Source organism: Algoriphagus taiwanensis, assembly GCF_036245645.1.
Classification (GTDB): domain Bacteria; phylum Bacteroidota; class Bacteroidia; order Cytophagales; family Cyclobacteriaceae; genus Algoriphagus; species Algoriphagus taiwanensis.
Window position 1 is genome coordinate 227,550 of record NZ_BTPE01000006.1, and the last position, 12,229, is coordinate 239,778.

Below are 12,229 nucleotides of genomic sequence, written 5' to 3' on the forward strand. Positions count from 1 at the left end.
GAGCTTAGTTTTCTATAACCACACATTTACCATCGGCGATGTCCTGCTCTACAGCTTTGTATTTGACATCGGTTTTGGTAGTGCCATTGGTGTACTGAACAGAGACTTTGTCATTTCTGCCATAAGATTTTTCAGACTTTCGAGGTGCCACCACCTGAGGCGCTGGCCTACCCGCATTGGCAGCGGCTACTGCAGCCCTTCCCGCACCCGGATTTAGGCTGCTGCCTACCTCTGCTTTGGAAGCTTGAACTTTGGGTTCGGCCGCACGCTGAGCTTGGGCCTGCTGTACCTGTTGCGGGTCCTGCTTAGGCAAATCAGCCCGAGTCAAGAAGGAAATCATGTCCTCGTTCAGCTTGCCGATAAAGCGCTTGAACATTTCAAAAGCCTCAAATTTGTAAATCAAAAGTGGGTCTTTTTGTTCGTAAACCGCATTCTGAACCGACTGCTTCAGGTCATCCATATCCCGGAGATGTTCTTTCCAGTTTTGATCGATGATGGCCAGAGTCACGTTCTTCTCGATTGACCTGATCAATTCTCGGCCTTCGGTCTTGAGTGTAGATTCCAAGTTGCAAACCACACCGATCTGCTTAAGGCCATCGGTGATCGGAACCATAATGTCTTTCACGGTAGCCCCTCTTTCCTCAAATACCCTCTGGAAAATCGGAAGAGCAGTCTGCCTGATCAATTCATTTTTCTTGGAGTAGTTTTCAAAAGCCACCTTGTAAAGCTCCTGGGTCAAAGCCTCGGTGCTTTTGCTCTTCAGGTCATTCTCAGAAATGTGATAATCTACCCCGATGGTCGTGAAAATATTCATTCTCAGATTCTCTGCATCCTCGGTGGATTTGCCCATTCCGATAAGACTTTCGCAGACATCAAAGAGAATGTTGAGAATATCCAACTCCAGTCGTTCGCCTTTGAGCGCATTTCTTCGGCGCTTATAAACCACTTCCCGTTGGGAATTCATCACGTCATCGTACTCCAAAAGACGCTTTCGGGTACCGAAGTTATTTTCCTCCACCTTACGCTGAGCACGCTCAATGGACTTGGTAATCATGCTGTGCTGAATCACTTCGCCTTCTTCGAGTCCCATTCGGTCCATCAGCTTGGCGATTCGATCCGATCCAAACAATCGCATCAAAGAATCTTCCAGAGACACAAAGAACTGGGAAGAACCCACGTCACCCTGTCGTCCCGAACGACCTCTCAACTGTCTGTCTACGCGTCGGGATTCGTGTCTTTCAGTACCGATGATCGCCAAACCGCCGGCCTTTCTGGATTCAGGGGTCAATTTGATATCCGTTCCCCGTCCCGCCATGTTTGTTGCAATCGTCACGGTTCCTGGCTTACCTGCTTCAGCGACAATGTCTGCCTCTCTGGCGTGTTGCTTGGCATTGAGTACCTGATGAGGGATTTTCTTCAGGGTCAACATTCGGCTCAAAACCTCCGAAATCTCCACTGAAGTGGTACCTACAAGCACCGGTCTTCCCGCTGCAACCAATTCATTGATTTCGTCAGTGACTGCATTGAATTTTTCCCTTACGGTCTTGTAGACTTTGTCCTCTCGGTCCTGTCTGATGATTGGCTTGTTGGTCGGGATGACTACCACATCCAGCTTGTAGATTTCCCAGAATTCTCCTGCCTCTGTCTCCGCTGTTCCGGTCATACCTGCCAGCTTGTGATACATTCGGAAGTAGTTCTGCAAAGTAATCGTAGCATAAGTCTGCGTAGCATCCTCCACTTTCACGTTTTCCTTTGCCTCTATAGCCTGATGCAATCCATCGGAATAGCGACGGCCTTCCATCACACGGCCTGTTTGCTCATCAACGATTTTTACTTTGCCATCAACCAAGATATATTCTGTATCCCGCTCAAACATGCAATAAGCCTTGAGCAACTGATTGACGGTATGAATTCTTTGTGCCTTGACGCCATAATCCTTGATGACCTCTTCTTTTCGGATGAGTTTTTCTTTGTCATCCAGACTTTCGTCTTTTTCCAATTCGGCAATGACAACTCCGATATCAGGAAGGATAAAGAAGGTAGGATCTTCGTTTTTGGAAGTCATGGCTTCGATACCCCGATCGGTCAAGTCTACCACATTGCTTTTTTCATCAATGGTAAAAAACAGAGGCTCATCCGCTTCCGGCATGTTCCTTTTGTTGTCCTGCAGATAGTAATTCTCCGTTTTCTGTAAAATCACTCGGATACCGGGCTCGGAAAGGTATTTGATCAGAGGCTTGTATTTAGGAATACCGCGGTAAGCTCTAAACAAGGCCAAACCTCCCTCTTTTTCATTTCCGTCTGCGATTTGTTTTTTGGCTTGGGCCAAGAAGCCCTGAACAAGTTTTCTCTGCTCATCCACCAAAGCTGAAACTCTTGGCTTCATCGCGTCAAATTCATGCACATCCCCACGTGGAACAGGACCTGAAATAATCAATGGAGTCCTAGCATCATCGATCAAAACAGAGTCCACTTCATCCACCATGGCAAAGTGATGCTTGCCCTGAACCAAATCTCCGGCCTCACGAGCCATGTTGTCACGGAGATAGTCAAAGCCAAATTCATTATTGGTGCCATAGACAATGTCGGAAGCGTAGGCTTTCTTCCTCCCGGGTGAATTAGGCTGGTACTTGTCAATGCAATCCACAGACAGTCCGTGGAATTCAAAAAGTGGAGCATTCCATTCGGAATCCCGCTTGGCCAAGTAATCGTTGACAGTAACCAAGTGAACGCCTCGACCAGAAAGCGCATTGAGGAATGCAGGAAGAGTAGATACGAGGGTTTTTCCTTCCCCGGTCGCCATTTCTGCGATTTTACCCTTATGCAAAACCATCCCTCCGATCAGCTGCACATCGTAGTGCACCATATCCCAAACCACCTCATTACCGGCGGCCATCCACTTATTTTGCCAAATGGCTTTTTCGCCTTCGATGATCACATTGGGCTTCGTAGCAGCAAGTTCGCGGTCTCTCATTGTAGCTGACACTTCCAGCTTTCCATTCTCTTTGAATCGTCGAGCCGTCTCTTTCACTACTGCAAAAGCCTGGGTCATGACATCATCGAGGACTTTTTCCAGCTCGGTATCCCGGTCTTTTTCCAGCTTATCGATTTGGTTGAAAAGCTGATCCTTTTGCTGGATAGCATCTACTGGCAGACCTTCGATCTGAGCCCGGATTTCGGTGATTTGATCGTCGATTGATTTTAGCCTTTCGTTGATCACGGAGCGGATTTCGGCAGTTTTTGCTCTTAGCTCATCATCCGATAAGCGGCTTAATCCTGAAAAAATCTCATTGATTTCTTTTACTCTTGGAAGCAGTTCCTTGATATCTCTGTCGGATTTGGTCCCGAATACTTTGGCCAATCCTTTTGCAATAAATTCTAGCATGTTTCTGTATTGAATCCCCAAATAGGGCTTTAAAATTAATCCCTTTTTATTAGAATTGATAATTGTCCTCCGCAGAACCACGCGGTTCTACAGGGTTGGTTAAAGGCTTATTTTGCCGGAAAAGACCTGTTCGGCCGGACCGATAAGCCAGATATTTTCAAATCCCCCTTTTTCGTCCGCTTGAAATTTAACGGAAAGCTTTCCTCCCAGGGTATTGATTTTGATTAAGTTTTGGCTCTTGTCTTTACCATAGGCTAAAGCTGCGGCAGTCACGCCTGTTCCGCAGGAAAGCGTCTCATTTTCCACTCCGCGCTCATAGGTTCGGACAAATATTTCATCCTCTGCCATGGCTTGGACGAAATTGACGTTGGTACCTCCGGGAGAGTAGGCCGAATCATACCGGATATCTTTTCCTGTTTCAAATACGGGATAGGAATGAATATCCTCAACCAGACGGATGTGGTGAGGAGAGCCGGTATTGAGAAAGAAATCTTCGGCTCTGCTTTCCACCTTTTCTACATTACCCATCAATAGCTCCACCTGACCTCCGGAAATCAAGGCTTCATGAGGCCCATCAATCGCCAAGAAACGGGTTTTGCCGGAAATTATTCCAAGAAAAGAGGAAAAAGCCACAGCACATCTCGCCCCGTTTCCACACATGCTTTGGCTGCCGTCGGCATTGAAATAGATCATTTCAAAATCAAAATCCGGATGATTTCTGATCAGAATCAGCCCATCCGCACCGATTCCAAACTTTCGGTCACAAAGCTTTTGCACCAAGGTCAGGTTCTTTTCATCAAATCGCTGATCTCTGTCATCAACCATGACAAAATCATTGCCTGTGCCCTGATATTTATAGAAGTTGATTTCCATCAAGAAAATTTTTATTTGTCCAGACAAAAACTTGTCCAAGGACTAATTTGCCTACAAACATAACCAAGATGTCAGGAAATCGGACGGAATGTCTGATTATCAATTTTTAATCCTAATCAGTTTGCCTAATTTCAGGGATTGAATCTGTATTAACCTTATTATTTATACCATGAAAAATCTAGAAAACGGATTGAGCAGAAGAGAATTTTTATCCAATACTTCCAAGGCAGGACTCGCAGTAAGCTTAGTGGGTACTGGGATTCTCAGTGCTTGTTCGGGAGAGGTAAAAGGAGACAGCAAAGCCATTTTGGCAACCAGTTTTTCTCAGACTCCCTTAGCTTACGATTTCTCCGCTTTGGCTCCGCATATTGATGCGATGACTATGGAGATTCACTACACTAAGCACGCTGCCGGTTATGCAAAAAACCTGGGAGATGCCATCGGGGAGGAGAATGTCGATACCAACAAGCCTTTAGAGGACCTTTTGGCCAATATTTCCCAGTATTCGACCAAAATGAGAAACAACGGTGGAGGGCACTACAACCATGAGCTATTCTGGAAAGTCATGGCTCCCAATGCCGGTGGAAAACCGGAGGGACAGCTTTCTGAGGCAATCAACAGCGCTTTTGGAAGCTATGAAGCCTTCGTCGAGCAGTTTGAGACTGCTGCAAAAACCCGGTTCGGCTCAGGATGGGCTTGGCTGGTAGTCGGAGAGGACAAAAAGCTGGCCGTAGGCTCCACTGCCAATCAGGACAATCCGCTGATGGATATCTCGGACTTCAAAGGAACCCCGCTTATGGGTATTGACGTGTGGGAGCATGCCTACTATCTCAACTACCAAAACAGAAGACCGGATTACGTGACAGCCTTTTGGAACGTAATCAATTGGAATGCAGTTTCTGACCGATATATGGCTGCACTCTAATCCGGAAAAAGCTTCCAGAAAAAGGCCGGTTTTCCGGTCTTTTTCATTTATTTCAACTCTTCAAATCAAAATCCAATCATGCAAGACCCTAAGTCACTCACATCAGTTGCCCTTTTTCATCAGACATTCAAGCACCCGGTGCTCCCTGAGCCTACGATTCCCTCTGAGACTCGATGCAATCTCCGGGTTTCCCTTTTGTCCGAAGAGCTGAAAGAGCTAGAGGAGGCGATTGAAAACAAAGACTTGGTTGAAATCGCCGATGCACTTTGTGATTTACAGTATGTGCTTTCCGGGGCCATTTTGGAATTTGGATTGGGAGAAAAGTTCAAGTCCCTTTTCGATGAAGTACAGCGCTCCAATATGAGCAAAGCCTGCAAAACCGAAGAGGAAGCCAAAGCTACCGTCGCACACTATGAAGCAAAGGGCACTCCCTGCTTTTATGAAAAAGAGGGAGATTTATACCTGGTCTTCAGAGAAGGCGATCACAAGACGCTGAAGTCAGTGAATTATTCTCCAGCGGATTTGAAAGGGATTTTGGAGACTAATTCCGAAAGTTGAATAATTCATAGGCTCCTCATCTCCACAAAAGATTAAGCCCAAGGGCAAACTGAAAAGTATCATCTGCGAAAATGGAGGGGTGGGTGTATATCTCTTCATTCAGGGAGGTAATTTGCTTTCCCGTGACTAGGTTGACTTCTATATCAAAGGGCAATTTGCCATCTGTAAGACTTGAGGTTGGAATCAGTGTCCCGTATCCCCAAGAAAAACCGGCCCTGTTTCCGGTGACCCAGATATCTCCATCGGGCTGTGTGCCTGAAGGACCTTTTTCGGTGAAATAGCCAATTCTTAAGGCCAATCGCTCAAAAAACCAAGCCTCCGCACCCACACCAAAAGCTGTATTTAATTCATGATCGGTGGAATTCTCCGGACCTCCGGGGAGATAGTCCTGGAACTGCAGATCCAATCGCAAATCCACTGCCTGGGCTGCACCCCTGAAGTAACCTTTGCCCGCTGTCAAGCCTGATTGTAGGGGGAGCTGAAAAGCATAGCCTCCTCCTAACCGAAGAATGATCGGCATATAGGCTACACTTTCTGCGTCTTGGTAGGTCTGATTGGTTTCGCCCTGGAACAAAAAGTTGTAAAGAGAAAGGGCCCCAAAAACACGTTGGTTTTTGAAAGTTTCTCCCTTGAAAAGCTCCACTTGTCTTTCGTATTGGATTCCAAGGCTTGGGATAAAATCAGAATTGGTCTTTTCCCCATCTACTGCATTTTCCTGCATCAGATTCAGGCTAAGCCCTGCCTGAAGTCCTTCCATAATCTCATAGGCACCCAAAATCGAAATGGCATGCTGAGAGAAAAAATCAGTATCGAATGTCTGCCCTCCAATGATCGTAGTCCAGACCGGATCGGGATTTTGATAGCTGAAGTAGGATAGGCCTACGGCAATCTTTTGATTCAATTTGAAAGCCCCTCCCACAAAATAATACCGGGAATCCGGCCGGTAGGAATGCCCATTGGCATAGTTGGCATAAGCCTGAATAGGAGCTTTGGAACTGCCAATTGAAGCAGGGTTGTAGAAGGAATTTTCGATTCCTGCTCTGGTAAGAGTGGTAAAGCCCATCCCTTGGGCACGGGCGCTGGTAGATTGGTTGTTAAAGAGCCCAAAATATCCCGGGGGATAGTAGTAGGATGTTTGGGAAAATAAAGGCAAGCTAAAGCTCAACGCAACAATTAAAAATAATAGCTTTTTCATACGATAAGTGGTTTTTATAGCTCATCGTATGCAGGCCAAAAAGGTCATCAAAGATTTGAAAAATCAATCTTAAAAAATCAAAGCCCTCGGCAAAGAGAAGCTATTGCTATCCATCCGAGGGCTTGACTTGTGATTTAGATTCTGACCATTCCCATCATCCGGGGTCTTTCAGCCGAATGACCACCTGAGCTTTGCCTTTGTACTTTCCCGCCTCAGCGGCAAAGCCTCCACAATCCGGCCAGCCTTTATTCTCAGGCCTGCTTCCGGATTTGACAAAAACATAGCTGAATTCATATTTACCATCTTCATCAGGTACTTTATCAGCACTCCAAGTCGAAGATCTACCAACCATGATATTGGGTGCTGGATAAAAGTCAATAATCTTCGCTGTGTAAGAGATCGCATTGGGCTGAGGATCAATCAGGAAATGTACACCCGAACCACAATTCAGGTAATTGCCTGTTTGATTTTGAAAGCTTTTCACCTGAAGATCTACGGTGATGATTTTGATATTGTCCGAATTGTCAATCTCAATCTGAAGGGTGAGTTCTTCATAGAGGAAATATTCCCCATCCACGGCTGATTTTTCATAAATCCTTGCTTTGACAGTTTCAGTTCCTTTTTTGGTTTCTTTGTCGCTGCAAACATAGGTGATGGAGTTGGTGTCGTATGAGGTGATTACATTAGAAATACCATCCAATGACACGAATCGTCCATGTTTGCCTTCGGTAGTCCACACCACTTTTTTGCCTGTAAAATCCGCATCCCGCTGATTGACAGGCTCGATAAACAGTTTGGCAGAATTTATAAGGTCTTCTTTTCCTGAAAGCACCAGTCCTCCGGGTTTGAGCATATAGGAGCTCTTTTTCAAATTCAAAACTGTGGTATCCCGACCGATCAATTGGTTTTTGTAGTAGGCCTCCAGGTAGACATACTCAAAATTATTTTCCTCAGGGAGATCAGAAGCGCTGGTTTCGGAGTAGTAGATGATCTCCTTGTCAGAGCTGTCAAATTCCTTTCCTTTGTTTCCTTTTTTGTCTTGGATGTAGCCATACTTTCCGGAAGTGCTCCATTTGAAATAAGGAAAATTATCTCCGCCTTCCTCTTCGAGGTTTTTGATTTCGGCTTTGATTTCTTTATTGCCCCGACTGGAGACGGTGGCCTCAGCAGGGAGTAGGCTGACTTTAGCCGAGCGGGCTGTAACGGTCCATTCCTCAAACTGACGGGAGTTTCTAAAATCCAAACCGATTCGCAGGAAATCTCCTGCCAAAAGGGCGGAATTCAAAACTTTAAGAACTCTTCCTGCACTTTCAAAAACCTCTTCAGATTTGCTAGGATCGACTTTAGGAAAACCCTTCACATAGTCTTTTCCAAATTCTCGCATCAAGTCAAAACCCAGCCATGCCAAGTCGGAGAATTTCGATTCTACAGTCCCAGCATACACTTTTTCTACAGCCTTCCTTAGAGCTCCCGAATACTGCCCTTTTTTGATCTCGTCATAAACATCAGGGCTAGCCTTTAAATAGACTTCTGTCTTTTCTATAAAAGCCTCAACCCGCCCATTTTTGATATCTATCCCTCCTTCTTTCAGTTCTCCTTTATACCCAAAAATTTCCATAATCAAGGGAAACATAAAGTCTATCGCAAAGGTCTCGACTTCCAAGCGGGTTAATTTCAGAAATTCTGCTTCGGTTTTTGGATTGGTGGAGCTTATTCCAGGGCCTACAATATGTAGCCGGTATTCCGCCTCACTTTCCTTGTCTTCTAGTGGCAAGGACGCCGGACCGCTTGTTTTCGCAGCTATTTCCGATTGTATATTTTCGACAAGACTACCCAAAATCCCCGTTAAAGAATTTGCAGCAGAGGCTGGGTCTATGATAAAGTCCTCTTTGGCAGGGGTGTTGCCTCCCAGATTATCTATAAGTGTTGTTTTGACACCGGATTCATCCTTTGAAGATATTTTGTACAAGAAAGCATGCGCTCTTCTTCGATAAGAATTGGTGACTGAAATTTTTCCCAGGTCGCTTTCAAAAACCTGAATACCGCTTCTGATATCTGCTGCATCGACCTGAATATCGGATACTTTAGCTCGGATATCCAACTCATTGGGTTCTGGCATAATAGATTTTAATACCCCACTAAGCGGCTCAGTAAAAGACCCCTTGGAAAGAATAAGCGGGTCCTGCTTCCATAATCCCTCAAATTCTTCTCTCCATGCCAGTCCGGCAGGGACTTCATTGATTTTGCTAAAGAAGCTTGGAGCATTTTGTCCGGGAATTAACCATAATCGGGAGCCTAAGTACAACAATACATCCGCTGTAGTCTGGGGAGACAGCCGCGTTTGATTACTGGAAAGGTATCCCATCAGGATTATTTCCCCATTTTTGTCTAGTAGATAAGTAACACTGCCTTCACCTGGTGTGGCAATTGCTTTGGTTTTCCCTCCATTTTCTACTGGGAATTTATTCCCAAAGGACAGCAATTCAGCACCAGTCAAGTCCAAGGAGCTACCCTCAGGCAATACAATTTGGACTTCTTGGGTTTCAAAATTTCCAGCCGGATTTTCTCCCACAGGTGGATTAGTAGGGTTGGTTGGATTTGCGGGTTCGGTGTCTTCCTGGCAAGAAAGGGTAAGGGCCACCAAAAAGAAGAAGAGTAGCTTTTTCATACGTAGAGTCATTTTTATTACTCATCGTATGCAAGCCAAAAAGGTCATCAAACTTTCTTAATCTTTCTGAATTTCCTCCAAAAGCTGTTTCGCTTCTGGTCTTTCCACGTTGGAGAGGAGAGTTTTTACTTGCTCAAGTTTGCCTTGCTTCAAATAAATCAGTGCCAGATACCACTTGGCATCTTCTTCAAATTCGGAGGAAGACTCTGACAAAATCCGCTGAAGGATCTTTTGGCTTTCCTGAAAATTCTCTAACTCAAGATTGGCCATGGCTACAAAATAGAGCAAAGTATCCCCGCTAGGGTTCTGCTCCAATAAAGGCTCCCAAAGTGTCAGCGCCTCTTGGTATTTCCCTTCTTTGTAATCTACCATTCCCCGGTCAAATTCATAGGAATCGGTTCCGGACATGGCCGTAATCAGTCCAGGGTCTGTCTCATAGTAAGTCTCATATAGTTTTTGATTCGGGTCTTGTAGTCCTACCCGGAATCCCCACCACGCCACAAAAATCAAAGCTAGACTCGCCGCCACAGCCCAAATCCATCTCGGGAATGGGACAGTCTTTGAAGCGCTTCCGGCAAAGGCTTTTTCATGGATTTTTTCGAGTTCTTCCTTGACCAGGAGGGATTCTAATTCTTCGCGGAGTGCTTTGACTTCCTGCACTTTCAGCGACCATTCGGAGTCTTCCTTTTCCAAATCCTGAAAGGCCTTAGCCTGCTCAGGAGAAAGGGTCTCGTCCAGCCAAGCTTCGATCAACTCATATTCAAGGGGGGTGATATTTAAGTCCTTTGACATCAGGGTTTCATGATTTTGCGGAGTGTCTCCATGCAGCGGTACTTATTGTTTTTGGCGGTCTGTGTGGTCCAGCCAAAGCTCTGGGCTACTTTTTCTAGGGAAAGATTTTCGAAATAAAACTGCTTCAGTAATTCTCTACAGCTCTCGCCCAACTTTTGAAAAGCCACATCCAAAGCCAATGTCCTTTCCTCTGATTCTCCAAGTTCTTTTTCTTCTGCTATTTCAATAGAAAACCCACTCAAGGTCTGTTCTTTTTTAAATCGGCCAGAGCGAAGAAAATCCAACCATTTATTTTTGGACACCTGAAATAGAAAACCTTGCATGGCAGAGCTGTTTTGAGGCAAAAATTCCTCGGCTTTTACTTTTTGCCAAGCCACAAGAAAAGCTTCCTGAAAGATGTCTTTTGCCTGATCTTCATCGCCGTTATTTTGAAGAATGTACCTTTTCACTTTGGGAAAGACATCGATATAAAGTGAGCTCATCACCTTTCTATCATTCTCCTTGATCCCCCGGATAAGTTCCTCTTGTGACAACAGACTGATCGAATCTTTCGGCATACTTGACTAGTTGCCAAAAAGATACTAGTAAATCCATTTGATGCCAAGAATCCAAGGCACTACCTCCTTTCAGAATTGATCAATTTCCTGATACACGTTTAAATTTCTAGTAATGAGACTGACCATCAGCTCATCATGGGCCCGTGCAAATGTGCTGTTGTAATTGGATTGGGTGTAATCCCCGTTGCCATTGAAGATCAATGCTGCAGCCATTCCATTGGAATGAAACATGTATCCAGACCGAGTACCGGGTAATGCTCCGTAGAAATATTTGATCTGATTGTTTTGGGCTATTCCATTGGCAAAACCGGTGTTGGCAGTAGAGCCTTGGATGAATTGATTGTAAATGGCTGGGTCAAGCAAATCCGGCCTTGATGGGTTCCCGTCAATAGCGGTCACAAAACGAAGCAGGTCTGGTGCCGAGGTGACAATTCCTGCATCTCCATCCCGTCTTTCCAGGTTAAAATTGTACTCAAACCCTTTGGTCCCGCCCTGTCCGTAATAGGTCGCTTCGTTGGGAAGTCTGCCCTGGGTTCCGTTTTTCCCGTAGGCTGTAGCGGTCATTTTCAATGGATCGGTGATTCGCTCTTTGACAAATTGGGCAAAGCTTTTTCCGGAAACTTTTTCCACAATTCGCGCCGCCACGAAATAATTGGTGTTGATGTACCAGTACTGACTTCCCGGGTCAAAGTTCAGGGTCGCATTGTCCATCATCCAGTCAAAAAAGCCTGCATTTGTTCTGCCCTGCTCGTAATCAATCGCATCCCGATTCCCACTGACTACCCAACCTCCGGTGGTCATTTGAAGAAGATGCCGTACAGTCACTTGCTTGACCCGGTTGGAGTAGGCTTTGGTACCATAAGTAGTTCCCAAAATTGCGCCTTCCCCAAATACCTTGTCTTCCAGTTTGATTTTCCCATCCTGGACCAAGAGCATAATCGCCAAACCCGTAAACGTCTTGGAAACGCTGGCGACTCTCATTTGGGTATTCAACTCCATGGCCTTGTTTTGGGCTTGGTCTGCCACACCATAAGCCTTTTGATAGACAAGTTTTCCATTTTTAGATATAGCCAAGCTTGCACCGGGTATGTTGTATTGGGAGATAAAGCCCTCAATTTGACTGTCTATTGCAGCTATGTCCTCCTGCTTGGCAGTAGGTGTAGGCGTGGGCGTTGGGTCTGAACTTTCGGAGCAGGCAATAAGAACTGCCAAAATGAAAATCCAGGAGAAGTGTCGGAAATGTTTGAAGTTATTTTTCATGAGCAAGAGAAGTTGT

Annotated in this window: 9 protein-coding genes; 2 read left to right on the top strand and 7 right to left on the bottom strand. The window is 45.4% G+C overall.

Going from position 1 to position 12,229, the window contains the following annotated elements; genetic code table 11:
- Positions 1-4 precede the first annotated feature (4 nt).
- Entirely contained in the window at positions 5-3,385 is a 3,381-nt protein-coding gene (gene secA, locus AAA938_RS10730; protein WP_338228725.1) for a preprotein translocase subunit SecA, read from the bottom strand.
- A 99-nt stretch (positions 3,386-3,484) separates the two neighbouring features.
- A complete protein-coding gene (dapF, locus tag AAA938_RS10735; RefSeq protein WP_338228726.1) occupies positions 3,485-4,258 on the bottom strand; it encodes a diaminopimelate epimerase in 774 nt (257 codons plus the stop codon).
- 169 nt (positions 4,259-4,427) lie between these two features.
- Between dapF and AAA938_RS10740 the strand changes: the two genes are divergently transcribed.
- Both AAA938_RS10740 and AAA938_RS10745 read left to right on the top strand, forming a co-directional pair.
- Entirely contained in the window at positions 4,428-5,183 is a 756-nt protein-coding gene (locus tag AAA938_RS10740) for a superoxide dismutase (protein WP_338228727.1), read from the top strand.
- A gap of 78 nt (positions 5,184-5,261) precedes the next feature.
- The gene (locus AAA938_RS10745; RefSeq protein WP_026946141.1) at positions 5,262-5,741 is read left to right on the top strand and encodes a pyrophosphohydrolase domain-containing protein; all 480 of its coding nucleotides are present in this window, start codon (positions 5,262-5,264) and stop codon (positions 5,739-5,741) included.
- Between the two features lie 16 nt (positions 5,742-5,757).
- On the opposite strand, the gene AAA938_RS10750 is transcribed toward AAA938_RS10745, so the two are convergent.
- The 5 genes from AAA938_RS10750 to AAA938_RS10770 form a co-directional block, all read right to left on the bottom strand.
- Positions 5,758-6,936: a PorV/PorQ family protein gene (locus AAA938_RS10750; RefSeq protein WP_338228728.1), complete on the bottom strand. Its 1,179-nt coding sequence runs from the start codon at positions 6,934-6,936 to the stop codon at positions 5,758-5,760.
- A 154-nt stretch (positions 6,937-7,090) separates the two neighbouring features.
- Complete coding sequence (locus AAA938_RS10755; RefSeq protein ID WP_338228729.1) at positions 7,091-9,604, bottom strand: hypothetical protein; 2,514 nt, start codon at positions 9,602-9,604, stop codon at positions 7,091-7,093.
- 57 nt (positions 9,605-9,661) lie between these two features.
- Positions 9,662-10,396 carry a tetratricopeptide repeat protein gene (locus tag AAA938_RS10760; RefSeq protein WP_338228730.1) on the bottom strand — a complete coding sequence of 245 codons (735 nt, stop codon included), beginning with the start codon at positions 10,394-10,396 and terminating at the stop codon, positions 9,662-9,664.
- Complete coding sequence (locus AAA938_RS10765; RefSeq protein WP_338228732.1) at positions 10,396-10,953, bottom strand: RNA polymerase sigma factor; 558 nt, start codon at positions 10,951-10,953, stop codon at positions 10,396-10,398. The genes AAA938_RS10760 and AAA938_RS10765 overlap by 1 nt, the downstream gene beginning before the upstream one ends.
- A 69-nt stretch (positions 10,954-11,022) precedes the next feature.
- Positions 11,023-12,213: a serine hydrolase domain-containing protein gene (locus AAA938_RS10770; RefSeq protein WP_338228733.1), complete on the bottom strand. Its 1,191-nt coding sequence runs from the start codon at positions 12,211-12,213 to the stop codon at positions 11,023-11,025.
- Positions 12,214-12,229 lie beyond the last annotated feature (16 nt).